The organism is Psychromonas sp. L1A2 (genome assembly GCF_009828855.1).
Taxonomy (GTDB): domain Bacteria; phylum Pseudomonadota; class Gammaproteobacteria; order Enterobacterales; family Psychromonadaceae; genus Psychromonas.
The window spans coordinates 448,663-474,379 of the sequence record NZ_WUAG01000002.1; the positions used below are offsets into that span (position 1 = coordinate 448,663).

Consider the following 25,717-nt stretch of genomic DNA (forward strand, 5'->3'; position numbering starts at 1 on the left):
AACCAGCAAGAATGATCACCTCATTAATTCTTTTGGTATAATAGGTTGCATATCCTCAGTATTAATCAAGATATCAGTCATCTATAGGCTAAGGGCTACCTATAAATTAAGGCCTACTTCAAGTTTAAGCTTTAAGCAAAAAATACTTTTTGCTGTTCAACATCTAAATAAGTCCATGCAATGAAACGACTGATTTTGTGCCCTTGCGACATTTCAATTACTTTTACTTGTTGTGTATTTTGCTTTTCTAACAATTTTTTAAGGGGACTCACATTTTCACTCTTTGACAGTAAGCACGTAAACCAACAAACGTTATCTTTAACTAATAAGCTTTCTATCGCCATTTGCTTAACAAAAGCAATCTCTCCACCAGCACAGCTAAGTTCATGTGCTTGCCCTGCAAAGTTTAAAGTAGGCGTTGAGGCAACTTTATTAACAGTATTGACCGTTTTAGACTTTTTACTGAGATTCTTTTGTTTTAACAAACTCCCTGCAGAAGCTTCCTCCATTGAAGAATGAAACGGAGGATTACACATAGTAAAAGCAAAGCGATCTGTTTTCGTTACTACCCCAGAAAGTATGTGTTGTGTATTTTTTTGCTGACGAATAATGATTTTTTTACTGATATTTTTATTCGCACTCACTAATAGCGATGCTGTTTTTACTGCTAACGCATCAATATCGCTTCCCACAAAAGACCAATCATAGCTACGACTGCCTAAAATAGGATAAATACAGTTTGCACCACAACCAATATCAAGCCCTTTAATTTGGCTTCCCGTTGGTATGTTGCCATTAAATGATTCACTTAATAAGTCAGCAATATAATGAATATAATCAACGCGCCCAGGGATCGGCGGACACAGGTAACCAGGAGGTATTTGCCAAAAGCTAATATTATAAAAGTACGCTAATAAAGCTTTGTTTAATAGCAACACAGACTGAGCATCGCTAAAGTTAATAGAGAAGTCCCCCCTAGGGTTATTAATGACATAAGGCGCTAACTCTGGACATGCTGCTATTAAAACTGGAAAGTCATATTGCCCAACATGTTTGTTGCGAGGATGTAAGGCACCTTTAGCCGTTTTAACATTTTTAGCAGTGTTAAGTTTTTTATTCACGTGTAACAACCTTAAAATTCAGTGTTATATTTAATTAATTCACCATTGATATCTAACACTTTTCTTTCGTATTCAAACTTAACCATTTGATGGTCGAATCGAGGGGCAAACCACGCAATAAAAGTACGATCTTTTTTCCTTACTTGTTGCACACGGTAAGCTTCAATTTCACCAAATTTGGTTTTGATCATCTCTTTCCCTTTTACTTGGAAAAAGTAATGTGCAATATCATCAGACGTTTGCATATAAAACTCAAAGTCAGTTTTACCTACTTTTAAACCTTCACTGATTTGCAAGTTAATAGTATTAAAATCAACTATCGGCCCTTCTTCACTAGTGTATTCAGCTTTATCGCCATTATTAATTATTTGTGAATGATGTCCTGTTTCATCAAATTTAGCCGTCATGTCAACGGTACTAAACCCGATACTCTCACGATAAAAAGAACGACTTAAAAATATTTGCTGTAACTCATTCCAATAAATATCAGATTGTTGACTACCGCCAAATGAAAACAGTAAAAAAGAAAAATCAGCCACAGAATTAACTGCAACGTTCTTACCTTTCCAATGGTACTCTTGTTTCATTTCACCTATTGAAATCCCTTTATAGTTAACTGCGTAAATAAATTGTTGATTAGGGTTTTCTTTTACAAAAGAGGCATCGTCTCTTTTAACGCTAGGCTCAGTGGTTGTTACGATCGCTTCAGACTGTTCTGAAATAGTATTTTCGTTGGTTGTTTTATCCGTAGCCGTTATTGCAAGAGCAGGTTTTGTTAATAATAAAAATAAGCTGATAAACATGATCAAAAATCGAATATTAGTCAATGTGATTGACTCCTTTAATAGTATTAATAATGGCAAATAAACCATTCGCACGTGATGGGCTTAAATGACTTAGTAGCCCTAATCGTTCAAATAGTTCATTACAATCTATTTGCTGAATTTGTTGTTTTGTTTTGCCTTGAAAAATGAATGAGACAATTTGCATTAATCCTTTTACAACGCGGGTGTCGCTGTCCATCGCAAAATCATAATGACCATTTTGCTCAGAAATTACTAACCACGCTAAGCTTTCACAGCCTTTTACTTGGTTAGCTTCACTTTTTAACGACGCAGGTAAACTGTCTAATAACTTACCTAATTGAATAATTAATCGATATTGTTTATCCCAACTTTTGTTTTCTAAAAAGACACATTCAAGTTGTTCAAAATTACTAATGGATGCTAATTGTTGCACGCTATTTTCCTATTTTTTCTTTCATGTAACCGGAGAATAAAACCAATGCGCCACTACTACCGGTTAATTCTGCACTTTTGTTATTATCTTTCCCAACCCAGGTTGTCACCACTTCGTCGGAATCAAAACCGACAAACCAACTATCATTCAGGTTATTGGTGGTTCCGGTTTTACCTGCAAAACTTTGTCCTGGATTACGCCAGCGTAAACTACGAGCAGTCCCTTCCGTTGTCACTTTATGCAAAGCAATAGAAAGCTGAGAGACAGCGTCTGGCGAGAATATTTGACGTGCTGCGGGGCTACGCTGATATAAAGGAACGCCATCGCTTGAGACGATAGTGCGGATCATGGTTAAAGGTTTATACACCCCACGCATGCCGATTGGCTGATACATCTGAGCGACTTGAAATGGCGATAATGGGACACTACCTAGCACCAATGACGGGTAAGCACGTATTTTTTCATCTACCCCCATTTTATGCAAACTATCAATGACATTATCTAAACCAATTTTCATCCCTAAGTTAACCGTTGGTACATTTAAGGATTTAACAAGTGCTTGTTCTAAGGTCACTTCACCACGAAATTTTCGGTCGTAATTCTTAGGTCTCCAACGTTGGCCAGTGCTATTTTTAAGTACTATTTCATTATCATTTAAAATATCTGATAGTGCATACCCATTATCCAGTGCGGTTAAATAAACAGCAGGTTTAACTAACGAACCAATAGGACGACTTGCATCTAACGCTCGATTAAAACCACTAAATTTAACATCTTTACCGGACACTAATGCGCGGATTTCTGCATATTGACGATCGGTAATTACCATTGCACCTTGCAAGTCATGCTGATCTTTTTTCTGTACTTTGGCAATACCATTTTGAATGGCCGTTTCAGCATTCTTTTGTGCAAGAGGAGAAATAGACGTAAATATTGATAACCCACTTTGTTTACGAATACTAGCAGGCACATTACTGGTTAATTCTCGGTTTAACAAACTCACAAACGCTGGGTTGGCACGGTTATTCAATGCTTTAACATTGCTTAAGTTAAGATTGCTTTTCACTGCAATTCGATATTGTGCAGTACTAATATAATGATGTTCAAGCATCAAGCGTAATACTAAGTCTCTACGAGCCATTGCACGCTTAGGGTTACGACGAGGATTATAGTAAGAAGGCCCTTTTATAATCGCGACCATTAATGCTATTTGCTCAATACGCAACTCATCAATAGGACGAGCAAAATAAAAGCTACTGGCTAAACTAATACCATAAATGCCTGTGGCGCCATTCTGAGCAAGATAAACTTCATTCAAGTAAGCTTCTAATATTTTGTCTTTACTGTACTTATGGTCAATTAACACGGCCATATAAGCTTCTTGAAACTTACGCCATAAACTTCGTTCTTGTGTTAAGAATAGGTTTTTAGCGAGTTGCTGCGTTAAAGTACTGCCGCCTTGCACCGTATGACCAGCTTTAAAATTAACAATAAACGCCCTTAAAATGGCAAAAGGAGAGACACCTTGATGATGATAAAAGTCCCGGTCTTCCATTAAAATTAAGGTATTAACAAACAAATCAGGAATTTTCTCAAAGGGTACAAAAACGCGGTCTTGAATTTGCTTACTATTAAGTCTATCCAACAATAAAGGCTCTAAACGAAACCCATCTATATTAACTTGCTGTTGATTTTTTATACCACTAACCCTTTGCGCATCAAAGTTAATACGAGCTAATGCAGCAGGCTCAGATCTATCAGGAAAATTAAAAGCACGACGGTAGATAATCACTTCATCGCCTTTAACAGCAAATTGCCCTGCACTTTCAATTGACCTGACAGCACGGTAATTAAGTAATTTAAGCTCACTCACCAAGGCGCTTTTAGTTAAGGGTAAGCCAACTTCTAATGATAACGGACGAGCGTACAAAGTAGCAGGTAATGTCCAAGTGGATCCATCTAAACGATTGGATATTTTTTTATCAAAATAGATTCCAGAAATAACAATAAAGGCAATAAATGCTAGACTTGCTTTCCAAGTAAACGACCAGATAGACCTTAAAATACGTTGTTTCAAGGTCTTTTTATTGGACTTTTTATTTGTTTTTTTCGCTTTACCATCGGTCGTTTTACGTACTGTTTTAGGATTTTTTGCGGCACTTTTTTTAGTGCTCTCTTTAGGTTTAGCTTTAGGAGTCGCTTTAGTACTTTCTTTTTTAGGTGCTTTTGCCATAACAGGTTTATTTAACTCAATTTTTTAAAAGATAGAGATTGAACGGTAGATTTTTATAACGCTAGCTTTTTGAATGAGAGTTAGCATAGCGAAGAACCGATCCTACGTTGTTTATGTTTTCATATCATCATATGGATAAATGTTTTTTTGTTTTACGCGTTGCAATAGCGTTTGCCGGATCATCAGGCCAAAAATGCTTGGGGTAACGTCCTTTCATCTCTTTTTGTACTTCTTTATAGGCTCCCGACCAAAATGAACTTAAATTCTGTGTGACTTGTAAAGGTTTCATAGCGGGTGATAACAAGGCTAATTGAATACTGATGCGCCCATCAAAAATACTGGGAGTTTGAGCTTGTCCAAATAATTCCTGCATTTTTACTGACAATAGTGGATTTTGTTGCTCTCGATATTCTAATTTTATCGCTGACCCCGTTGGCACTAAAATAGTTAATGGAAAGTCCACCTCAAACTTCTGTTGTTGCTGCCAATTAAGGCGAGATAATAGCGCGGCTTTTAAATCAATTTTTTTAAACTGATCCGGTTGTGTAATGCCGATACAAAAAGGCGCTAACCACGTCTCTAATTCGTGGAGTAAAATGACTTCACTATAATCAACTGAGTTGGCGGTTCCTGCTTCGATGTATTGTAAAGAAGCAAAACGTAAGCGGGTTAATAATGCTTTATTTGCATCACTCCAATACAACATAGATAAACCTGCTTGACGCAATCCATTTAATAAGGCTTTTAGTTTTTGTTGCTTACTAACTGTTGTCAATGGACTCCGATTAAGGGTTATTTTACCCAACATTCTACGTTGTTCAGCGATTAGTTTATTTTCTTTCAATGACCAACAAAGGTAATCGGTCGATTGAATATAATGTGGAAGATATTTTCTTATATCTTCTAAATCGATAGCGCAAGCTTTAAAAATAAGACTATTTGATCTTTGTTCTGACAATCCTAAATCAGCAACCACCAGCATTTTCTCGTTAAGTAGCATTGAATGGTTAGCTAAACATGCGCCAGCCCCGTTACTGAGTAAATAATCATGTTCCTGACTATGGTCGCGACTAAAAGCAATTCTGTCAGGGAAAGCAGTCGCTAATAGCAACCCACAATATTGCAAAGGTAAAGTAGTTGGTGCGTTTACTTTGCATTTTCTTAATAAGATTTGATATTGCGTTTTTACTGGATATGAAACCGAACTTAACTCGGCAACAATGTCATCACTACTTTTTTCGTTGCCCTCTAAAAAAGCAGTTAATAAACAAGCAAAAGCAACTAAGTTAGGCTCCTCTAATATTTTTGCTAAGGCTTGTGCTTTGATCACCATGTGCCCTAATCGTGGCGTAACGGCAAACTCAATAATTTTTTCGCCATGTGCAGTGCAACGACCACGCTCATCAATGGCATCAATACTTTGCAATAATTGTTTAGCGACTTGCACATTTTTTTCGTGGGGTTGCGTTAAAAAAGGCAGTTGAATCGGATCAGTGACGCCCCAGGCACATATTTCTAACATTAATGACGTTAACTCACTTTGCAAAATAGGCACTTCGCTCTGTGCTGCCAGCCGTTTATCTTTAGCCCATAAACGGTAACAAGTGCCTGCACTTAATCGTCCTGCTCGTCCTGCTCGTTGAATAGCACTCGCTTCACTAATAGTTTGGCTTTTTAACTTTCCAAAACCTGTTTGGGCTTGAAATTGAAAAGTATTTTCGACACCAGAATCAACCACAACTGTAATGCCATCAATAGTTAAACTGGTTTCTGCGATGTTAGTAGAAACCACAATTTTCCGTATATTAGGTAGAGGTGGTTGAATCGCTAATTGTTGTTCATCTAAACTGAGTTTTCCATAGAGAGGCGCTAATAAGACAGGTAAATCATGTGTATTAATCCATTGTTGTAAATCACGACAACATTGTAAAATATCTCTGACTCCCGCCACAAAGACTAATATATTGCCTTTTTGCTGTTGATAAGCCATTTCAATTAAAGCCACTAATGCTTTTTGCTTATCTGTATGAAGCCCTCGACCAAGCACTGGTTGATAAATAGTCTCAATAGGAAAACTTCTCCCTTCACAACTCACATAAGCGGCATTTGGAAGATGCTGTTGGAGGGACTGGTTATCTAAGGTCGCAGACATAATCAGTAAAGACAAATTTTCACGTAAACTTGCTTGTGTATCTAAGCATAGCGCTAAGCCTAAATCCGCTTGTATATTACGTTCGTGAAATTCATCGAAAATAACTAAATCTATCCCTGTTAATTCAGGATCGTTTTGCAGTAAACGAATTAATATCCCTTCCGTCACAATCTCCAATTGTGTCTCTGTACTTACTTTAGCTTCACCACGTAAACGATAGCCGATTTGCTGTCCAACAGGTTGACCTAATTGCTTAGCTAAATAATGAGCAATATTGCGTGCGGCTAATCTTCTCGGCTCCAACATAATAATTTTACCAGTAAACCATTTTTCTTTTAATAGCATTAACGGTAAGTAAGTCGATTTACCAGCTCCCGGAGGCGCTTGAAGAATAACCTGTGAACAAAGTGAAAGTTGTTGTTTAAGCTCTGGTAATACAGCTTGAATAGGTAACATTGATGCAACAACCCTTAAAAAATAATTGAATAAAAGAAATACAGTGAATAAAACAAGATTATTAAAAACGTAATATAAAGCACAAAAACAAGATCATAAGTTTACAATTAGTAACACTTTATTTGACTTTACAGATCATACTTGCTATAGATAGCGCCGAAAAAAAACTGATGCCTCTATGTTAGCAAAGTTTGTTCGACCTATTGTTTATATTTATCACCGTTTTGATGCGTTTAAAGATTTTATTCAGCATCGGAAGAAGGAAAATTTATGCCTGCTATTAAAAGCAAAAAAACACTCGGTATTTTAGCAATTGCTGGAGTAGAGCCATACCAAGAGAAATCTGGCGAAGAGTATATGGGTAAAGCGCAACGTGAACACTTTACTAATATTCTTACGGCTTGGACAACGCAATTACGTGAAGAAGTTGACCGTACTGTTGATCACATGAAAGATGAAGCATCGAATTTCCCTGATCCTGTTGACCGGGCAACACAAGAAGAAGAATTTAGCTTAGAATTACGTGCTCGTGACCGCGAACGTCGTTTAATTAAGAAAATTTCTAAAACATTAAAGAAAATCGAAGAAGATGATTTTGGATTTTGTGAATCTTGTGGTGTTGAAATTGGTATTCGTCGTTTAGAGGCTCGCCCTACTGCCGACTTATGTATCGATTGTAAAACACTAGCTGAAATAAAAGAAAAACAAAGTATTGGTTAATCCAAACGATTAAACAAACTGAAAAACGGTTAGCATTTGCTAACCGTTTTTGTTTATGCAAAAAGTAAGATTGTAGGAAGTAAGTTGCAGTTAAAAGAGAATAAACCTTATGTAGGTCGATTTGCTCCATCACCATCAGGGCCATTACACTTTGGTTCTTTGGTTGCGGCTGTCGGTAGCTATTTACAGGCAAAATCTCAACAAGGTATTTGGCAAGTGCGCATTGAGGACATTGATCCTCCTCGAGAAATTGCAGGTGCCAGTGAAGATATCCTTGAAACATTACAAGCTTATGGTTTGCAATGGGATAAAAAGGTGATTTACCAACATCAACAAAGCGAATACTATGAAGCCGTGTTAAAAGAGCTTAGTAAACGCAATTTATGTTATGCCTGTTCCTGCACTCGTAAAATGATTAAGCAACAAGGTGGTTATTATCAAGGGCAATGCCGTGATAAAAACAACCTTATTGCCGGTAATGCATTACGTATTAACTTATTATCGATTATCAATAAGACAACACACTTTGAAGATAAATTACAAGGTAGAGTGATATTAGACCCAACTCAGATTGATGATGACTTTATCATTAAACGAAAAGATGGTTTATATGCTTATAACTTAGCCGTCGTTATTGATGATATTCAACAAGGCATTACAGAAGTTGTTAGAGGAGCTGATTTAATCAGCACCACGGGTAAACAGATAAGCTTGTATCAACTACTAAACGCAGATATTCCAAATTATGTGCATCTACCGTTAGCAGTAACAGAGCCAGGGTTAAAATTATCTAAACAAAACCATGCTGCTGCAGTGAGCAAAGAAGATCCAATACCGACATTAAAACAGGTATTAAAATTTTTAGGGCACCCTGTTCCAGAGAATAGAAATCTAAACAATTGTAGTAATATTTTACAATGGGCAACAGAACATTGGTCGTTGCATAAGGTACCGAAACAATTAGAGATTCAGATATAAATAAAGTCCTTTATGGTATTAAATAATATACAGTTTAAAGAGATATAAATTTAATTTGTTTTTAATAATCAGCGCACATAAAATAAGCGCATCATTTTACAGACTAATTCCATCTAAATAGATGCAGAGGATAAAGCTATTAAACGCTTAAGCAAACTCGTAAAAAAAGTATTTCAAAAGAAAAAAACGACTGAAGCCGCTATTTCGTTAGATCAATATAAGATCCCTCGTGAGCAGCACTCTATTTCTCGATCTGATATTGATGAGAATGCATTAAAGGTTTTATACCGTTTACACAACGCTGGATACCGTGCTTTATTGGTTGGCGGTGGCGTACGTGATTTATTATTAGGCTTAAAGCCAAAAGATTTTGATATCACAACGAATGCAACACCAGAAGAAGTAAAAGCATTATTCAGAAACTGTCGCTTAATTGGCCGTCGCTTCCGTCTTGCACATATTTTATTTGGTCGTGAAATTATCGAAGTGGCTACATTTCGTGGGCATCATGATGAAACAGAACAAGACAAGCAAAAAGTAAAACAATCACAAGAGGGCATGTTACTTCGCGATAACGTTTACGGCTCTTTAGAAGAAGATGCAGAACGACGCGACTTCACTGTTAATGCATTGTATTACGATATTGCAGACTTCTCGTTATATGATTTCTGTGGTGGTATGGATGACTTAGCACAACGTCGCTTAACCTTAATTGGCGAGCCTGAAGTACGTTACCGTGAAGATCCGGTTCGTATGTTACGTGCAATCCGTTTTGCTGCAAAATTAGACTTGTCAATCAGTGATGAATGCGCAGAGCCTATTCGTCGTTTAGCTTCATTGTTGCAAGATATTCCAGCAGCACGACATTTTGACGAAGTCATCAAACTATTATTGTCTGGGCAAGGTTTAGCGACGTACCGACTATTAAAAGAATACAAGTTATTAGCGGTGTTATTCCCCATCTTATTCAAAGATGGAGAAGACGATAAAGCGACTAAGATGATCGAACAAGCATTAATGGATACGGACAAGCGTATATCTGAAGGTAAGCGAGTCACTCCTGCTTATATTTATGCCGTCATGTTGTGGTATCCACTTGAGCAACGCGCACAAGAAATGAGTTTTGAAAGTGGAATCGAGCTGCATGATGCATTTATGCTAGCAATGAATGAAGTGTTAACAATTCAAGTTAAAACAATTGCCATTCCTAAACGCTTTACTGCGGCTATTCGTGACATTTGGATTTTACAGCATCGTCTACCACGCTTTGGTGGGAAACGTGCTCAACGTGTATATGCCCATGAAAAATTCAGAGCGGCTTTTGACTTCTTAGCATTAAGAGCACGCGTTGAACAAAGCCGAGAACTCGCTGAGCTAACAGCGTGGTGGGAAGAATATCAATTGCATAACAAGTTACCTGAGCATAATTACGCTCGTAGTAATGTTAATAAAGCAAAAGAGTTTAAACCTGACTCAGATAGACCTGCGAAAAAACGTCGCTATAACAAAGCAAAACGTAAGCCAGTTGTGAGTAAGAGTAATGATTAGTTATATTGCAATTGGTAGTAACCAAGCACAACCGATTGAACAAGCAAAACAAGCCATTACCGCACTAAACAATATAAAAGATACGACACTTGTCACTTGTTCTTCTTTATATTGTAGTGCGCCTATGGGGCCGCAAGATCAACCTGATTATATTAATGCTATCGCCAAGATAGACACAACATTATCGGCGATTGAGTTACTTGATCAACTGCAAGCTATTGAACAAGCACAGGGAAGAGAACGTAAAGAAAATCGCTGGGGACCAAGAACCTTAGATTTAGATATTATTCTTTATGGCGATAAAGCAATTGATAATGATCGTTTAACGGTCCCTCACTATGGAATGAAAGAACGAGAGTTTGTGCTCTATCCATTATTTGAAATAGCCCCTACTCTACAAATGCCCGATGGCACTTCATTGATCGAAATGCTTAAACACTGTGATAAAAACGGTTTGACCGCTATTACAGGTTGAATTAATTCATTAGGGCAGTAAAATCATTCACCTGTCAAATCACACTGCTAGTTAGGAGCAATAATGGCTAAAATAAGCGTTTCTCGTTTAGCTAAAATGAAACAAGAGCAAGAGAAAATCACCTGTATTACCGCATATGATGCTAGTTTTGCGGCTATTTTCGATCAAGCTGATATTCAAGTTTTATTAGTGGGTGATTCTTTAGGTATGGTATTACAAGGGCATGACTCTACGTTACCTGTCACTGTAGAGCATATTGCTTATCACACTGCAGCTGTTGCAAGCACAACAGAAAAGTCTTTAATCATTGCAGACTTGCCCTTCATGTCTTACTCTACTCCCGAGCAAACTTATAATAATGCAGCAACGCTAATGCGTTCAGGTGCGAACATGGTAAAACTTGAAGGTGGCACCTGGTTAAGCGAATCAGTGAAAGGATTAATTGAACGCGGTATTCCTGTATGTGGTCATTTAGGTTTAACACCACAATCTGTTAATGTTTTTGGTGGTTACAAAGTACAAGGTCGTGCTGATGAACAGGCCGATAAGTTAATTGAAGATGCACTGGCATTAGAAAAAGCAGGAATTCAGTTATTAGTGATTGAATGTGTACCAGTGGCATTAGCAGAACGAGTAACTAAAGCATTAAATATCCCCGTTATTGGTATTGGCGCAGGTGCTGAAACAGATGGTCAAATATTAGTAATGCATGATGCGTTTGGTATTTCAGCAGGCTTTTGTCCTAAATTCTCTAAGAACTTTTTAGTAGAAACAGGCGATATTCGTCGTGCTGTTGAGCTCTATAAGGAACAGGTAGAGAATAAAATTTTCCCAGGTTCTGAGCATAGCTTCTACTAAAGCGAGTTGCTTTCATGAATACCAATCGTTTTATCGTCATTAATCGTTTTATTAAGAGTTAGTAATGCAAGTAATTCAAGATCCAACACAACTGCGCAGTGAAATTAAAAAACTTAAGCAGCAAGGTGCAAAAGTTAGTTTTGTCCCTACTATGGGAAACTTACATCAAGGCCATTTAACATTAGTTAAAGAAGGTCAACAACATGCAGATATTTCAGTTGTCAGTATTTTTGTAAACCCAATGCAATTTAATAACCAAAGCGATTTGGATAATTACCCAAAAACCTTAGCTGAAGATTGTGCCAAACTTGAACAAGCTGGTGTTGATATTGTATTTACACCTAGCGCAGACGTTATTTATCCAAATGGTCTAAATGCACAAACATTTATTGAAGTACCTGGTATGTCTGATTGTTTGGAAGGTGAATTACGCCCTGGTCATTTTCGTGGCGTAAGTACTATTGTCACTAAACTATTTAACTTAGTTCAACCTGATGTAGCTTGTTTTGGTGAAAAAGACTTCCAACAACTTAGTATTATCCAGCAAATGGTGACTGACTTAGCGATGCCAATTAACATCATCCCTGTTGCTACCGTTCGAGAAACATCAGGCTTAGCGATGAGCTCTCGCAATGGAAAATTATCAGCAGACGAAAAGTTAATTGCTCCTAAACTTGCTGAGGTCATGAATGACCTAGGTAAAAGTGTGCAATCAAATTTAGAAAACTGTAAACAATTAATAAAAGATGCCAGCCAAACCTTAGATCAGTTAGGTTTTAAAACTGACAAAATCCATGTGGTTGACCCAATTACATTAGCGCCTTTAAATACAGCAAGTAAACAAGCTGTGGTGTTAATGGCCGCTTTCTTAGGTGAGACTCGCTTAATTGACAACTTAGTTGTTAATTTGCGCGAATAAAGTTTTTACTTTATAGTCGCCCTGCTGAAAAGACACTCATTTTAAATTTTTTAGAATCAAAGGTTCTGTATGAAAAAGACACTGCTAACAGGTAAATTGCATCAAGCTCGCGTAACTCACGCTGAATTAAACTACGAAGGTTCATGTGCTATCGATCAAGACCTTCTTGAGCAATCAGGCATTTTAGAATACGAACAAATCGAAATTTACAACATCGATAACGGTAATCGCTTTTCAACTTATGCAATCGTAGGTGAACGTGGTTCAAAAATCATTTCAGTAAATGGTGCAGCAGCACGTCAAGCAGCTGTTGGTGACCGTGTGATCATCTGTACTTACGCAAGTTTCGATACTGATGAAATTGAAGGCCACAAACCTAGCTTAGTGTATTTAGATAAAGACAATAACATTGTCCGCACAAGTAAAGATGTACCCATTCAAGTCGCTTAATAAGCTAACTTATTAAAGCAATTATAAAAGCCGTTAATATTGAGTATTAACGGCTTTTTCTATATTAGCCCACTCAAAAACTCATCCAAACAAACATATTAACTATTTTTAATAACTCCTATTAAAAAAATTCTATTATTAGAACAAGGTATTACAGCGATTATATGCGTATACTTATTAAGCTTATTACTCCTATAAAATAGAGGTAGACATGAAAATAGTTATCGCCCCCGATTCATTTAAAGAAAGTTTAACGGCTAAAGAAGTTTGTATTGCTATCGAAACCGGCTTTAAACGTGTATTCCCAGAAGCGACCTATTGCTTAATTCCTGTCGCTGATGGTGGAGAAGGCACTGTACAATCCTTAGTTGATGCAACTCAAGGAGAAATACTTAATTTACAAGTAACAGGCCCTATTTCAGAAAGTGTTGATGCATTCTATGGCTTACTAGGTGATGGTAGCCATACCGCGGTAATAGAAATGGCAGCAGCCAGTGGACTTCATCATGTTCCAGTGCATTTACGCGATCCTAAACTAACGTCAAGTTATGGTACCGGCGAGTTGATAAAAGCCGCATTAGACCATGGCGCGACTAAAATCATTATTGGTTTAGGTGGTAGTGCTACTAATGATGGCGGTATCGGGATGTTAAGCGCACTAGGCGTTAGTTTTCTTGATAAAGATAACCAAAACATAGTGGCTAATGGTGCAGGTTTACAGCATATAAAATCAATTAATATTGATGGATTAGATACGCGTTTAAGCAATTGTGAAATACTCGTCGCTTGTGATGTAGATAATCCTTTGTGCGGTAACCATGGTGCAAGCCATGTCTTCGGGCCTCAAAAAGGAGCAACTCCGGAAGATATTCAGTTATTAGATGATGCTTTAAAACATTATGGTGATTGTATTAAGCAACAATTTAATATTGATGTTCTTAACCAAGCTGGAGCAGGTGCAGCAGGAGGCATGGGAGCAGCTCTAATGGCATTTACTAATGCAACATTAAAGCCTGGTATCGACTTGGTCTTAGAAGCGGTTCAGCTTAACCACTATATGGATAAGACTGACTTAGTGATTACCGGCGAAGGTCGAATTGATAACCAAACTATTTATGGTAAAACACCAATGGGCGTTGCGAAAATAGCGAAACAATTTGATATTCCAGTGATTGGTATTGCAGGTAGTTTAGGCAAAAATCATCAAGCTGTTTATGGATGTGGGATTGATGCTGTATTTGCCGCAGTGCCAGGAGCAATTACATTACAACAAGCTTTTGCGGAAGCACATGACAATGTAGCAAATGTAGCAGAAAATATAGCAAAAATATTCGCATTAAAACGAGCTTAAATTTGTTTCTTAATTATCTCTATATTTGCTTTTACAACGATGCTTTTTACAGATATATGTAAAAAGCATCGTTGTTTAAGTTGATAATTGTTTAAGTTGATATTTTTTTACGCGATTTAAAAAAAGGTTTTAATAATGATTTAAAATAATGACGACGTTCATTCAACAAAACAATACAGATAACAAGATAAATAGTTGGTTCTATCACACCTGATTTTACTGACCAATAATAATGTATTGCACCTAATACTAGGGCTACGTATACCCAACGATGTAAAGTACACCAGCTTTTCTTCATTCTTTTTTTAATTGCGTTTAGTGATGTAATGCTTAACATTAATAAAATAATCCAAGCTATCATTCCTAGTGTTAAATAAGGTCTTTTAATTACTTCGTCAAATAAGAACTTCACTTGCCAGTCTAACTCTAACCAAAGAAAAGCAGTAAGGTGTAAGCTAATCCAAGCAAATGAATACAAACCTAATACCCTTTTTAAACAACCTAATAGCGGTTGTTTGAGGCGTTTACTTAAAGGTGTAATAGCAAGTGTAATGACTAGGAAGTTTAAGCCTGTTTTACCTAAAAAATGTATCATTTCTTTTACTGGATCTGCCCCAAGCCGATTACTATCAATTAAGAAGTACAAATACGTTAATGTACATATCGATATAAAATGAATAATCAATTTAATAAAAGTAATCGTTGCCGGCGGCAGTTTAGTCATAAAATAATCCTTTAAATTTTACTCATCATTATTGAAGCCATTAAAAATAACGTGTTAAGTCGATATTTTTATACAAATGAGCAACTTCTTCACCATAGCCATTAAACATAGCAGTAGGTTGACGTTTTTGTTGAAAAACATTTCCATTACCAATAAAACGTTCACTTGCTTGACTCCAACGTGGATGATCAACACGCGGATTTACATTAGCAAAAAATCCATACTCATCAGGTCCAAGCGCTTGCCATGTATTAACCGGAGCTTTATCTGTAAGGGTAATTTTTACAATTGATTTAATACTTTTAAAGCCATACTTCCATGGCACAACAAGACGAATAGGAGCGCCGTTTTGTGGTGCTAGCGTTTTACCATATAAACCAACTGAAAGTAATGCTAATGGGTTCATTGCTTCATCAATAGTTAGTGCTTCGACGTATGGAAAGTCTATGCTACCACCAATAAATCGAGATTGTTGACCACGCATTTGTTCAGGGTCATAAACAGTCTCAAACCGTACAAATTTAGCATTGGATTTGATGCCTGCTTTTTTTAATAAAGAAGCTAGTGAGAATCCCAACCATGGGATATTCATTGACCAAGCTTCAACACAACGCATCCTGTATAAACGCTCTTCTATATCAAATGTTTTCAACAAATCTTCGTAATTCAAAGTAATTGGTTTATCAACTAAACCATCAATTGTTAAAGACCAAGGATCTACTTTGAATTGTTGGGAAAATTCTGCTGGATCGCCCTTGCCTACACCAAATTCATAAAAATTATTATAGGCAATAACTTTGCTTTCAGGGGTTAAAGGGGTTAAAGATTGGAAGTTAGTGTTTTTAGTAAACTGTAAAGGAGATCGTTTAAAGGCACCTGACGCCTCTTCCAGCTCAACATTATTACCAAAAACATCGACCTTTTTATCATTACCAAAAAGATCAAATACTTTACAGCTTGCCGCTTTAGCCAAAGGTAAAGATAAAGCAGCAAACCCAATACCTTTTATGAGATTACGGCGTTTTTTATAGAACGACTCACTGGTTAAATCAGATTCTTTTAACTGCGATTTTTTCTTATTTTTTATAAGCATATCTTTTCCTCAAAGAGTTCAATAAAGACAGACCTATAAAATACAAATATTATTTCAATTATTTAATTAAATATCTAATAAAAGAAAATAATAAAATAGTTAATAACCTTTCTTATAAGTCACATATTAAACGTAAAGATTGTTGACCACTTGCCCAATATTTACGTTCAAAAGGGGTAATGGCATGATCAGTTTTATAAATTTCAGTACAACTTTCTACATTCGCAAGCTGAAGCGATCTCTGGAATTCTTCTACATAAGTAAACCAATTACTTCGCAACTCAAATTTACCTCCTAGTTTAATAATAGCAGGAAATACCGCACTACCATGCCAGCGACGCTGTAAATGTTTAGATTTAGGCCACGGATTTGGATACAACAAATAATGGTGTGAAAGCGTCCAATTAGCTTCTACCGCTAAACGCCAGAAATCATTAAGGTTTACTTGTAATAAACGATAGTTATCCAGCTCTTCAATCAATGCTTCACCATCACTTGGATGTTTTGATAACCGATCTGCAGATTTATCCATACCTAATACAATCGCTTCAGGGTGCGCTTTAGCAATGTGGTAAGTACTCTCACCTACCCCACAGCATGAATCGAATATAATAGGTTTCCCCTGTTGCTCGACCCATTTTTCAACTTCTTTAAAGGCCGCTAATGTATGTGTTTGATAAGGTTTTTTAAAGTCATGTTGCAAATGCTTTAATACCACTTCATCTAACTTCTCATGTAAACCAACTTGGTTAGATGAAATAACTCTTGAATCTCCCGTAAACTCATTCATGATCGAATACCTACGCCTTTTTTAAGTAAGATAGCCACTAATGAATAACCTATAATAATGAAGGTAAATATCACCACAAAAGACCAAACAATAGGCACATCAGAAACACCTAAGAAGCCATAACGAAAAGCATTAATCATATAAAAAACCGGGTTGAAATGAGAAACACCTTGCCAAAAATCAGGCAGTAGAGAGATAGAGTAAAATACGCCACCTAAATAAGTTAAGGGTGTTAAAACAAACGTAGGAATAATACTAATATCATCAAAGGTTTTAGCAAAAATGGCATTTAATAAACCACCGATTGAAAAGAGAATAGAAGTACATAGCACACTTGCAATCAATACCAATACGTTATAAATGTGTAAGTCGACAAAGAATAATGACACTAAAGTAACAATGAATCCCACCATTAAACCACGTGCAACCCCTCCTCCAACATATCCAAAAATAATGAGATAATTTGGTACGGGCGCAACTAATAACTCTTCTATATTATGTTGAAACTTAGCGCTAAAAAATGACGAAGCTACATTAGAATAAGAATTAGTAATAACAGACATCATGATCAAACCCGGCACAATAAAAGCCATATAGCTAAAACCATTCATGTCGCCAATTCTTTCGCCAATGAGGTTACCGAAAATAACAAAATATAAAGACATTGTAATAGCAGGCGGTACTAAAGTTTGTACCCATATACGTAAGAAGCGATTAACCTCTTTAGCCCAGATACTTTTTAGTGCTATTACATATTGTTTATTTAGCATCGATAACTCCATTTTTAACTAATTCTAAAAATAACTCTTCCAAACGATTGGATTTGTTTCTAAGACTTTTCACTTCAATGCCTTTCGCGGTTAATAATTCAAAAACATTATTTAATGAATGTGCCTTAGCTAACTCTAACTCTACCGTTCGCTCATCGATTACCGTGAATTTGAAATCGGTAGTCTCAGGCAAATGTGCAGTAGAATTTACATCTAAAATAAACGTTTCGCTGTCTAGACGCCCAATGAGCTCTTTCATACTCGTATTAATAACTAACTCACCTTTATTGATAATGCCAATATTACGGCATAAACTTTCAGCTTCCTCTAAATAGTGAGTGGTTAAAATAATAGTCACACCTTGTTTATTAAGTTCTGTTAAAAAGAGCCACATAGAGCGACGTAACTCAATATCAACACCTGCAGTTGGTTCATCAAGAATTAATAACCTAGGTTCATGCATCAAGGCTCTAGCGATCATCAAACGACGTTTCATACCACCAGATAGCTCTCTGGCAGGTTCATTACGTTTACCCCATAAATCGAGTTGCTTCAAATACTTCTCTGCTCGGATAAGTGCTTCTTTTCTTGGAGTACCATAGTAACCGGCTTGGTTAACCAGTATTTGTAAAGGTGGCTCAAAAGGATTGAAGTTAAATTCTTGTGGAACCAACCCAATTTGGCTTTTAGCTAACTCAAGTTGTGTGTCTAAATCATAACCAAAAATACTTACCTTACCAGAGCTCTTATTCACTAATGAAGAAATAATACCAATCGTCGTTGACTTACCAGCCCCATTCGGACCTAACAAAGCATAAAAGTCACCTTCTGCTACTTTCAAAGAAACGCCATTTAATGCTGTTACTCCGCCTCTATAGGTTTTCGTTATATTCTGAAGTTCAATTGCATTCATACCAATAAAAGCCTTAATAATTAATGAAAAATACACCGTAATAATGGCACTATTACGATGAAATGAAATATTTAAACAGTTACAAATTATATCATTAAATAGGGCTGAAAATAGTGTTAACAAATAAAGAACGTTGTTATGTTTTATCTAAGGGAAATAAGTTAAGACACAAAGTTACTCGCAGGGCATCGATTCTGCTCTTCTTGTACTTAAAGATGGAGGTTTAATAGTTTGTATTAACAAGCATAATAAAACTAAACACACACCTACCCAACCGATCACTTTAAATTTTTCACCTATAATACAAACCGCAAGAATAGTCGCGATCAACGGTTCAATCAGCGTAATCAATGTTGCCTTACTTGCATTGATAAAATTCAATCCAAAGCCAAATAATAAATACCCGATAAACATAGGAATTATCCCTATATATAGAGAAATGCTTATATTTGTTGGATTAGAAAATAAATTATCGCCAGTAAACCAAAGCGAAGGTAATAGCAAAAACGCTGCACAACCAAATAAACCAGACATAGAGGATCGTGAATGCACGCCACTTTCGATTAATCGTTTTGCTACCCATGAGTAAGATGCATAAGTTAAACCAGCAATACAGCCTAATAACACACCGAATGTTTCTTCATGTAGGTTATTAACTTCAAGGTGGATTTGCTCCTTACCTAGCACTAATAAGATAATACCTATAGCACCAATGATGAAGCTCAAAAACCATTGTAATGAAATGTGTTTTTTACTTATTAAACGATCCAGGATTGCTGCAAATAAAGGGGCTGAAGCAATAGATACAACAGTCCCAATGGCAACGCCAGATAGACGCATTGAGCTATAAAATGCTAACGGATAAATAGAAACAGAGATTGCCCCTAGAAGTAACAGCGTAGGTTGTTGCAAGATCAGTTTGTAATCTATTAATAGTTTGTTACGGGAAGTGATCACTAATAATATACCGCCTACTCCACTAGACAATGCGCCAATGGCCAAAGCGCTTACGGCTTCAGAATAATTTGCAGCAAGACCTGTTGTTCCCCACAAAAAACTAGCCGCAACAATTACAAAAATACCTTTAAAATATCCTTTATGACTTTCCATTCTTAAACCTTTAAGTAATAACTGTAGATAAGCGCTTTAGAAACAATAGGATAAGTGAATAATAATGAGAGTGTTTAACAATTAAGACGCAATTGTTGACGATTCAGACTAACTTTATCTTTTAAATTTATTAGGTGAAAAACCAAAGTACTGTGAAAACTTTCGGCTAAAAGCAGATGGCTCTTGATACCCTACTTTCTCGCCAATGATAGGTAATGGATAATCGGTATGTGTTAATAAAGCTTGTGCCTTTTCCATACGAAGTTTAGTCACATATTTCATGACACTTGTATTCGTTTCTTGTTTGAAAAGCTTCTTAAATTGGGTTTCACTCAGGCAAGCTAATTCAGCTAAGTTTTTTATCTTTAATTGTTGCATCATGTTCTTTTCAATAAATGAAATCGCTGTACCAATACGATGATCTATTTTGGCTAATAAAGGCTGATCTTGTAATAACAAGATAAACATTTCAAACATACTTTGTTCAACTTTTTCATTAATTTTGTTTTCTAACTGGCTTTCAATGAAAGCTAAATAACTGCTAAGTTAATGATTAATAGCAAAAACTATACGTTGTTTAGAATTAATGTTATCGGGTAGATCTTGCATGTCAGCGACAACAAATCGGGCTTGCGCATCAGCAGTAAATAAATGTTCTGCATCCGTTTTAACAACAACACATTCACCGGGTGCCACTTTCCCATTGAAATCACCAACACGTATATTGATAACTCCGCGCAGAGGAAGAACAAGTTGGTTAAAAGGATGTGAATGAGTAGCAGGTTTTGTACTATAGGAACGAATTGATAACAAATTCTTTACCATAATATAACCTCCACTATTCTGTTGTTTTGATTGGATGTAATCAGTGTATGGTTCGTAAAATAAAAGCTTATAAGTAAGCAAATCGTTGTTTTGCAGGAGTATTAGACTCACCAGAGAACACTTTAAAAGTTTTATCTGCTATCACTGTTCCATCGAGTTCAATTGTCATACGCCATAGTCCGCACTTATCTTCAATAGGCGCCCAAATAGTGTCTCCTAGATAAAAGCTCCAATCGTTATTGGTAATGTGTACTTCGCCAGTAAACGCATCACAAGGTTCACCTGATTTATTATGGATGTTGGGATGATTGATACAATAAAATACTTTCTTACCACGTGCATTTTTTACGTTGATTATAAAACCAAATTCGATATCTATCTCTGCAGGGATATCTGTGGTAAATGTTAATACTTTAGGCAGCGTTTTAGATTTTGAATCCCATTTAGAATGAACGCCATACGTTTGTATTTTAATCTCAGGCTTTTTCTTTGCCATAGTTTCCTGCCTATCAAAAATATGCCGTGAATTATAACTAAAAATAAATCTTTAAAATAGATCGTTTAAGAATACATTTAAATAGAAACCTTATTGTTTAATTGTTGTTTAACCAATTTCCTAAGTAACTCCCTAAGTGCAATAACAGCAGGGGTGACCTGTTCTCTATTCGCACAAACTAAATGTAACTCAACCTGCGGGGATTGATATTGAGACAGAACTTCTATTAATGCACCACTTTGTAATTCTGAGATAACATCAATTTTCGCTCGGCATACAATGCCTTTTCCGCTTACAGCCCAACGTTTCACAATATCAGTGTCATTACTCACTCTATTGCCATCTACTTTTATTTTTAATTTTTCTGCTTCGTTTAAATATTCCCATTCATTAAATAAACGGCCACCTCTGCGATATAACAAACAATTGTGTTCACTTAAATCACTTGGATGCGAAGGAGCACCAAAGTCGGAAAGGTAATGAGGAGATGCACAGGTTATTCTTTCCATCGTAGCAATCTGAAATGAAACCATTGTCGAATCTTCGGGTTTTCCAAAACGTAAAGCAACATCAACTTGATCGAGAAAGAAATTAGATAAAGTATCGCCTAGGCTCAAATCTACAGAGAGTAATGGGTGTAATTCGAGTAATTCATCTATCCAAGGTAAGACTGTATTTCGCCCCAGGTCAGAGGGAAGTGATAATTGCAATTTTCCACTTACTTTTCCCTCTAATTGGTGAGCTGCTATGCGACCTTGCTCTAAACTACTTAAGGCTTGTCGGCAGTGATACAAAAATAGCTCACCCTGTGAAGTAATACGCAAACGTCTTGTTGTTCTTATCAACAATTGTAAATTAAGCTGTTTCTCTAAACGTTTAAGTGCAGAGCTAACGGCTGCTGGAGTGAGGTTTAGTTGCTTAGCCGTTTCTGTAATACTGCCCGTTTCGACTATTCTAATAAATAGATTGAGATCTGAAGTGTTCATTATTAACTTATTTTTAATAGTGTTTGTATTATTGAGTTGTTTTAGTTTAGTAAAAACAACTCATAATGTCTTCAATAGTTTCAATTGATAAGAGATAGATATGACCGAAACAGTAAATAACAGTCATTTACTTAGCCAAACATTACGCCTTCCATGTGGTGAAAAACTAAAAAATAGAATAGTAAAATCAGCAATGTCTGATTCGCTTGGTAATGGAGAAGGGAACCCAACAGATGCACAAATTCGTTTATATGAAAAATGGGCTGAAGGTGGTGTAGGTTTATCTATTATTGGTGAAGTACAAATAGATTCTAAATTCCCAGAAAACACAGGAAATTTAGTGTTAGATAATACCGCTAATCTGCAGACTTTAAAGCTGTTAACAACAAGAGCTAAAATTAACGGCTCACATATATGGCCGCAGTTAGGGCATGCAGGTGGTCTTTCTCATTCTCCAATAAGTGAGCCTAAAGGTCCATCAAGTTTTAAAATTGGTGATTTTGAATGTTCTGCCATGTCGGAACAAGAAGTATCAGAGCTACCAAATACTTTTGCTAAAGCAGCACTAATAGCAAAAGAAGTAGGATTTACTGGTGTTCAAATTCATGCTGGACACGATTTTTTATTAAGTAAGTTTTTGTCCCCGTTATTTAATCGGCGTGAAGACCAATACGGCGGATCGATAGAAGCTCGATGTAAGGTAATTATAGATATAGTTAGTAAGGTTCGCGATACGGTAGGAAATTCATTCCCTATAGGAATTAAGATTAACTGAACTGATCAACTACAAGGTGGATTAACAGAAAAAGATGCACTGGTAGCGATTGGTCTCCTTGATAAAACATCTATTGACCTTATCGAACTAAGTGGAGGATCTTATTTTCCAGGGGCAGAATCCAGCTCAGACAGTTTAACTAAAGGCCCTTATTTTATAGATTTCAGTTCAAAAGCTAAAAAAATAACAAATATTCCTATTGCTGTGACAGGTGGCTTTAAAACGAGAGAAGAAGCAATTAATACATTACATAAAAATACGAGTGACATGGTAGGAATCGCACGTGCTTTTGTATTAAACCCAAACCTTGCCAACAATTGGTTAAGCCAAGTGAATAATGATCCTAAATTTCCTATTTTTAAAACCCCACCAAAAGGAGGAATAACGGCTTGGTATACCATGCTTATAAATGCAATAGGAAATGATACAGAAAATAGTTTTGACTTAAGTTTACCTTTAGCATTAAAAGCTTATGAACAACGCGATAAACAGCGTTGTATTAAGTGGTTAGCTAAATTCACATAAGTTAGCTTTGTATTTCAATTACTAGCAGAAATTAAATTTATCTTACAAAAACTAAAACAAGACAATTCCTACTAATACCATTTCCGATAAATATGTGATCTAATTAAGCTTCTTACAAAGGAGTTAATATGAGTCAAAATTTTGCTGAATTAATTAATGCGACAACCAATGCGAGACAACGATTAAAATTACTCGCTGTCTCGCATTTCTTAGAAGGGAAAAGTAGAACTGATATTGCGACTTTTTTAAAGGTAAGCCGTAGAAGTGTCAACATTTGGATTAAAGCATACCTTCATTCTGGGTTAACAGGTCTGGAAGTAAAGCCCCGTAGCGGGAGGCCTCATCGACTCACGCCAGAGCAACTTGCTAACATAAAACAATATGTCATTGATAATGCGATAAAATCAGAAGGAGGCCGTCTGCAGGGGAAGGATATAAAAGAATATATTGAAACAACATTCGGGGTCACTTATCAAAAAACTAATATTTATCATTTACTCAACAAATTAAATCTAAGCTGGATAACAACTCGCTCTAAGCACCCCAAACAATCAGAAGAAATCCAAGCATCTTTTAAAAAAATTCCAAATAAATACGATCCTTAAGATCCCTGGGCATGTTCATTTAAAAGATGTACATATTTGGTTTCAGGATGAGGCTAGGTTTGGTCAACGTAATACAACAACTAGGATATGGGCAAAAAAAGGAACCAGACCAAGGGCCATTCAGCAGCAACAATTTGAGTATGCTTATTTATTTGGCGCGGTCTGTATCAATACAGGTCAAACCGAGGCATTAGTAATGCCTTACAGTAATAGTGAAGTGATGAAGATTCATTTATATCATTCCGCCTAATTAGTTGATCAGATTCATCCAATCCCTAGTGCACATTTTTATTACTCTTTGACTATCACTTACAAAGTCATTCCATGCATAACAAACCGCATCCACAATTGATTCATAACCATTAAAACAACGATTAGCTAAATGATGTTGACGCAACCAGCTCCACACTTGTTCTATCGGATTTAGTTCTGGAGAGTACGGAGGAAGCTTAATTACGCTAACATTATTAAAGTCTGTCGCAAGATCTTCTGTATGCCAACCAGCCCCATCCATAATAATGACTGCATGCCGATCTTCGGCGGTACTCATGGATATTTGTTTCAGGTGAGCATACATAATGTCTTTATTTACATAAGGCATTACCATCGCTTGTGATTGCCCATTAGTGACACAAACGGAGCCAAATAAATATGCATATTCAAACTGTTGCTGTTTCACAGCTAATGGTCTGCTACCTGTTTTAGCCCATAGCTTTGTTGTTGTATTTTGTTGTCCAAAACGTGCTTCATCTTGTAACCAGATATCGACTCTATCTAATGAGATATGGCCAGGGATCTTAAGGATCATTTTTATTTGGAATTTTTTTAAAATCTTCTTGAACTTCAAGGGACTGTTTTGGGTGCTTAGAGCGAGAGGTTATCCATGAAAAACCTAAACGGTGAAGTAATTTGTAGACACTTGAAAGGTGGTATTGATGGCCAAAATTATCAGCAATAAACAACTGGATATCAGTGCCTACTAATCGGCCACCCTTATCATTTTTTGTATATTCATTAATATATTGAATTAGTTGAAGTGATTGGATTTCAGATAATCGTAAGGGACGTCCAGTTGTCTTTTTATCAATTAATCCATCCAATCCATTTTGATGATATTGAGATATCCATTTATTAACACTAGTACGGCTCACTTTAAGAAATTTAGCTATATCGGTACGAGAGCTGCCTTCTTGAAAGTGCGCTAGAGCAGAATAACGCAGTCTCATACGAACACTTTTATGTGTTTTGGCCAATTCAGAAAAATCATGTTTTTTCATACGTCACCAAGAGAATATAATCAGTTAATAATTAAATACATTAGATCACATAATTAGGCGGAATGGTATAATTTAACGATCATTCACCTCCCTCCGTATTCTCCTGAATTGAATCCAATCGAACAAGTTTGGCATTGGATGCAGGATAATGAAATCGCGAATAGATGCTTTGACGGTTATAACGATATTGTCAATAAATGTTGTGATGCTTGGAATCGCTTCAGTGAAGATAAAAATAGAGTCATCTCACAATGTTATAGGGACTGGGCTGATCTGGAAACTTAATTATCGGAATTGGTATTAATTTTTTTGGTATTTGCAAGCTTGG

General features: G+C 36.3%; 26 protein-coding genes and 2 pseudogenes. 12 read left to right on the plus strand and 16 right to left on the minus strand.

Annotated features, from left to right (window positions below):
* Positions 1-131 precede the first annotated feature (131 nt).
* The 5 genes from rlmF to hrpB form a co-directional block, all read right to left on the minus strand.
* Entirely contained in the window at positions 132-1,121 is a 990-nt protein-coding gene (rlmF, locus tag GQR59_RS12505) for a 23S rRNA (adenine(1618)-N(6))-methyltransferase RlmF (protein WP_160063204.1), read from the minus strand.
* Between the two features lie 11 nt (positions 1,122-1,132).
* Positions 1,133-1,948 (minus strand): DUF3108 domain-containing protein, encoded by an 816-nt coding sequence (locus GQR59_RS12510; protein WP_160063206.1) that lies wholly within the window; start codon positions 1,946-1,948, stop codon positions 1,133-1,135.
* Positions 1,941-2,360 carry a SufE family protein gene (locus GQR59_RS12515; RefSeq protein ID WP_236546757.1) on the minus strand — a complete coding sequence of 140 codons (420 nt, stop codon included), beginning with the start codon at positions 2,358-2,360 and terminating at the stop codon, positions 1,941-1,943. The genes GQR59_RS12510 and GQR59_RS12515 overlap by 8 nt, the downstream gene beginning before the upstream one ends.
* 1 nt (position 2,361) lies before the next feature.
* Positions 2,362-4,593 carry a penicillin-binding protein 1B gene (gene mrcB, locus GQR59_RS12520; RefSeq protein WP_160063208.1) on the minus strand — a complete coding sequence of 744 codons (2,232 nt, stop codon included), beginning with the start codon at positions 4,591-4,593 and terminating at the stop codon, positions 2,362-2,364.
* Positions 4,594-4,720: 127 nt separating this feature from the next.
* A complete protein-coding gene (hrpB, locus tag GQR59_RS12525; protein ID WP_160063210.1) occupies positions 4,721-7,201 on the minus strand; it encodes an ATP-dependent helicase HrpB in 2,481 nt (826 codons plus the stop codon).
* 270 nt (positions 7,202-7,471) lie between these two features.
* Between hrpB and dksA the strand changes: the two genes are divergently transcribed.
* From dksA to GQR59_RS12565, 8 genes are all read left to right on the plus strand, one after another.
* On the plus strand, positions 7,472-7,921 hold the full coding sequence (dksA, locus tag GQR59_RS12530) for an RNA polymerase-binding protein DksA (RefSeq protein WP_025562610.1): 450 nt from the start codon (positions 7,472-7,474) through the stop codon (positions 7,919-7,921).
* Between the two features lie 84 nt (positions 7,922-8,005).
* Positions 8,006-8,899 (plus strand): tRNA glutamyl-Q(34) synthetase GluQRS, encoded by an 894-nt coding sequence (gene gluQRS, locus GQR59_RS12535; RefSeq protein ID WP_160063212.1) that lies wholly within the window; start codon positions 8,006-8,008, stop codon positions 8,897-8,899.
* Between the two features lie 201 nt (positions 8,900-9,100).
* Positions 9,101-10,447 (plus strand): polynucleotide adenylyltransferase PcnB, encoded by a 1,347-nt coding sequence (pcnB, locus tag GQR59_RS12540; protein ID WP_160065165.1) that lies wholly within the window; start codon positions 9,101-9,103, stop codon positions 10,445-10,447.
* Positions 10,440-10,922, plus strand: a complete 483-nt coding sequence (gene folK, locus GQR59_RS12545) for a 2-amino-4-hydroxy-6-hydroxymethyldihydropteridine diphosphokinase (RefSeq protein ID WP_160063214.1) — start codon at positions 10,440-10,442, stop codon at positions 10,920-10,922. The genes pcnB and folK overlap by 8 nt, the downstream gene beginning before the upstream one ends.
* A 63-nt stretch (positions 10,923-10,985) precedes the next feature.
* Positions 10,986-11,780, plus strand: a complete 795-nt coding sequence (gene panB, locus GQR59_RS12550; protein WP_025562606.1) for a 3-methyl-2-oxobutanoate hydroxymethyltransferase — start codon at positions 10,986-10,988, stop codon at positions 11,778-11,780.
* Positions 11,781-11,844: 64 nt separating this feature from the next.
* Entirely contained in the window at positions 11,845-12,699 is an 855-nt protein-coding gene (panC, locus tag GQR59_RS12555; RefSeq protein ID WP_160063216.1) for a pantoate--beta-alanine ligase, read from the plus strand.
* A 69-nt stretch (positions 12,700-12,768) separates the two neighbouring features.
* Positions 12,769-13,149, plus strand: coding sequence for an aspartate 1-decarboxylase (gene panD, locus GQR59_RS12560; protein ID WP_160063218.1), 381 nt, complete (start codon positions 12,769-12,771; stop codon positions 13,147-13,149).
* Between the two features lie 211 nt (positions 13,150-13,360).
* Positions 13,361-14,500, plus strand: coding sequence for a glycerate kinase (locus tag GQR59_RS12565; protein ID WP_160063220.1), 1,140 nt, complete (start codon positions 13,361-13,363; stop codon positions 14,498-14,500).
* Between the two features lie 91 nt (positions 14,501-14,591).
* On the opposite strand, the gene GQR59_RS12570 is transcribed toward GQR59_RS12565, so the two are convergent.
* The 10 genes from GQR59_RS12570 to GQR59_RS12610 all read right to left on the minus strand — a co-directional run bounded on the left by GQR59_RS12570 (position 14,592) and on the right by GQR59_RS12610 (position 22,207).
* The gene (locus tag GQR59_RS12570; protein ID WP_160063222.1) at positions 14,592-15,224 is read right to left on the minus strand and encodes a protein-methionine-sulfoxide reductase heme-binding subunit MsrQ; all 633 of its coding nucleotides are present in this window, start codon (positions 15,222-15,224) and stop codon (positions 14,592-14,594) included.
* A 40-nt stretch (positions 15,225-15,264) separates the two neighbouring features.
* Positions 15,265-16,317, minus strand: coding sequence for a protein-methionine-sulfoxide reductase catalytic subunit MsrP (msrP, locus tag GQR59_RS12575; protein WP_160063224.1), 1,053 nt, complete (start codon positions 16,315-16,317; stop codon positions 15,265-15,267).
* Between the two features lie 112 nt (positions 16,318-16,429).
* Positions 16,430-17,107, minus strand: a complete 678-nt coding sequence (trmB, locus tag GQR59_RS12580) for a tRNA (guanine(46)-N(7))-methyltransferase TrmB (protein WP_160063226.1) — start codon at positions 17,105-17,107, stop codon at positions 16,430-16,432.
* A complete protein-coding gene (locus tag GQR59_RS12585) occupies positions 17,104-17,877 on the minus strand; it encodes an ABC transporter permease (protein WP_160063228.1) in 774 nt (257 codons plus the stop codon). The genes trmB and GQR59_RS12585 overlap by 4 nt, the downstream gene beginning before the upstream one ends.
* Complete coding sequence (locus GQR59_RS12590; protein WP_160063230.1) at positions 17,867-18,790, minus strand: ABC transporter ATP-binding protein; 924 nt, start codon at positions 18,788-18,790, stop codon at positions 17,867-17,869. The genes GQR59_RS12585 and GQR59_RS12590 overlap by 11 nt, the downstream gene beginning before the upstream one ends.
* Before the next feature lie 174 nt (positions 18,791-18,964).
* Entirely contained in the window at positions 18,965-19,900 is a 936-nt protein-coding gene (locus GQR59_RS12595) for a DMT family transporter (protein ID WP_160063232.1), read from the minus strand.
* A gap of 114 nt (positions 19,901-20,014) precedes the next feature.
* A complete protein-coding gene (locus GQR59_RS18700; RefSeq protein WP_236546758.1) occupies positions 20,015-20,377 on the minus strand; it encodes a helix-turn-helix domain-containing protein in 363 nt (120 codons plus the stop codon).
* A gap of 69 nt (positions 20,378-20,446) precedes the next feature.
* On the minus strand, positions 20,447-20,725 hold the full coding sequence (locus GQR59_RS18705) for a hypothetical protein (protein WP_236546759.1): 279 nt from the start codon (positions 20,723-20,725) through the stop codon (positions 20,447-20,449).
* Between the two features lie 67 nt (positions 20,726-20,792).
* Positions 20,793-21,221 carry a DUF3859 domain-containing protein gene (locus tag GQR59_RS12605; RefSeq protein ID WP_160063234.1) on the minus strand — a complete coding sequence of 143 codons (429 nt, stop codon included), beginning with the start codon at positions 21,219-21,221 and terminating at the stop codon, positions 20,793-20,795.
* 77 nt (positions 21,222-21,298) lie between these two features.
* Positions 21,299-22,207 carry a LysR family transcriptional regulator gene (locus tag GQR59_RS12610; protein ID WP_160063236.1) on the minus strand — a complete coding sequence of 303 codons (909 nt, stop codon included), beginning with the start codon at positions 22,205-22,207 and terminating at the stop codon, positions 21,299-21,301.
* A 100-nt stretch (positions 22,208-22,307) separates the two neighbouring features.
* On the opposite strand from GQR59_RS12610, the pseudogene GQR59_RS12615 reads away from it, so the two are divergent.
* The 3 genes and pseudogenes from GQR59_RS12615 to GQR59_RS19025 all read left to right on the plus strand — a co-directional run bounded on the left by GQR59_RS12615 (position 22,308) and on the right by GQR59_RS19025 (position 24,362).
* Positions 22,308-23,507: pseudogene (locus tag GQR59_RS12615) on the plus strand (NADH:flavin oxidoreductase/NADH oxidase family protein).
* 128 nt (positions 23,508-23,635) lie between these two features.
* The gene (locus GQR59_RS12620) at positions 23,636-24,112 is read left to right on the plus strand and encodes a helix-turn-helix domain-containing protein (protein WP_160063238.1); all 477 of its coding nucleotides are present in this window, start codon (positions 23,636-23,638) and stop codon (positions 24,110-24,112) included.
* Positions 24,113-24,146: 34 nt separating this feature from the next.
* On the plus strand, positions 24,147-24,362 hold the full coding sequence (locus tag GQR59_RS19025) for a transposase (protein ID WP_442966203.1): 216 nt from the start codon (positions 24,147-24,149) through the stop codon (positions 24,360-24,362).
* Here the strand turns inward: GQR59_RS19025 and GQR59_RS12630 are convergent.
* Positions 24,363-25,389, minus strand: a protein-coding gene (locus GQR59_RS12630) for an IS630 family transposase (protein WP_442966195.1) whose coding sequence is annotated in 2 segments (ribosomal slippage) — positions 24,363-24,938 and positions 24,940-25,389 — 1,026 coding nt in all. Because the reading frame shifts where the segments join, the coding sequence is not laid out codon by codon here.
* Between the two features lie 69 nt (positions 25,390-25,458).
* On the opposite strand from GQR59_RS12630, the pseudogene GQR59_RS12635 reads away from it, so the two are divergent.
* A pseudogene (locus GQR59_RS12635) lies at positions 25,459-25,674 on the plus strand (transposase); the annotation flags it as partial.
* Positions 25,675-25,717 lie beyond the last annotated feature (43 nt).

Excerpts from the sequence above, each read along its gene's own strand:
- mrcB (WP_160063208.1), bottom strand. The coding sequence starts at position 4,593 with ATGGCAAAAGCACCTAAAAAAGAAAGTACTAAAGCGACTCCTAAAGCT.
- hrpB (WP_160063210.1), bottom strand. The coding sequence starts at position 7,201 with ATGTTACCTATTCAAGCTGTATTACCAGAGCTTAAACAACAACTTTCA.
- dksA (WP_025562610.1), top strand. The coding sequence starts at position 7,472 with ATGCCTGCTATTAAAAGCAAAAAAACACTCGGTATTTTAGCAATTGCT.
- folK (WP_160063214.1), top strand. The coding sequence starts at position 10,440 with ATGATTAGTTATATTGCAATTGGTAGTAACCAAGCACAACCGATTGAA.
- panB (WP_025562606.1), top strand. The coding sequence starts at position 10,986 with ATGGCTAAAATAAGCGTTTCTCGTTTAGCTAAAATGAAACAAGAGCAA.
- panC (WP_160063216.1), top strand. The coding sequence starts at position 11,845 with ATGCAAGTAATTCAAGATCCAACACAACTGCGCAGTGAAATTAAAAAA.
- panD (WP_160063218.1), top strand. The coding sequence starts at position 12,769 with ATGAAAAAGACACTGCTAACAGGTAAATTGCATCAAGCTCGCGTAACT.
- GQR59_RS12565 (WP_160063220.1), top strand. The coding sequence starts at position 13,361 with ATGAAAATAGTTATCGCCCCCGATTCATTTAAAGAAAGTTTAACGGCT.
- GQR59_RS12570 (WP_160063222.1), bottom strand. The coding sequence starts at position 15,224 with ATGACTAAACTGCCGCCGGCAACGATTACTTTTATTAAATTGATTATT.
- msrP (WP_160063224.1), bottom strand. The coding sequence starts at position 16,317 with ATGCTTATAAAAAATAAGAAAAAATCGCAGTTAAAAGAATCTGATTTA.
- trmB (WP_160063226.1), bottom strand. The coding sequence starts at position 17,107 with ATGAATGAGTTTACGGGAGATTCAAGAGTTATTTCATCTAACCAAGTT.
- GQR59_RS12585 (WP_160063228.1), bottom strand. The coding sequence starts at position 17,877 with ATGCTAAATAAACAATATGTAATAGCACTAAAAAGTATCTGGGCTAAA.
- GQR59_RS12590 (WP_160063230.1), bottom strand. The coding sequence starts at position 18,790 with ATGAATGCAATTGAACTTCAGAATATAACGAAAACCTATAGAGGCGGA.
- GQR59_RS12595 (WP_160063232.1), bottom strand. The coding sequence starts at position 19,900 with ATGGAAAGTCATAAAGGATATTTTAAAGGTATTTTTGTAATTGTTGCG.
- GQR59_RS18700 (WP_236546758.1), bottom strand. The coding sequence starts at position 20,377 with ATGTTTGAAATGTTTATCTTGTTATTACAAGATCAGCCTTTATTAGCC.
- GQR59_RS18705 (WP_236546759.1), bottom strand. The coding sequence starts at position 20,725 with ATGGTAAAGAATTTGTTATCAATTCGTTCCTATAGTACAAAACCTGCT.
- GQR59_RS12605 (WP_160063234.1), bottom strand. The coding sequence starts at position 21,221 with ATGGCAAAGAAAAAGCCTGAGATTAAAATACAAACGTATGGCGTTCAT.
- GQR59_RS12610 (WP_160063236.1), bottom strand. The coding sequence starts at position 22,207 with ATGAACACTTCAGATCTCAATCTATTTATTAGAATAGTCGAAACGGGC.
- GQR59_RS12620 (WP_160063238.1), top strand. The coding sequence starts at position 23,636 with ATGAGTCAAAATTTTGCTGAATTAATTAATGCGACAACCAATGCGAGA.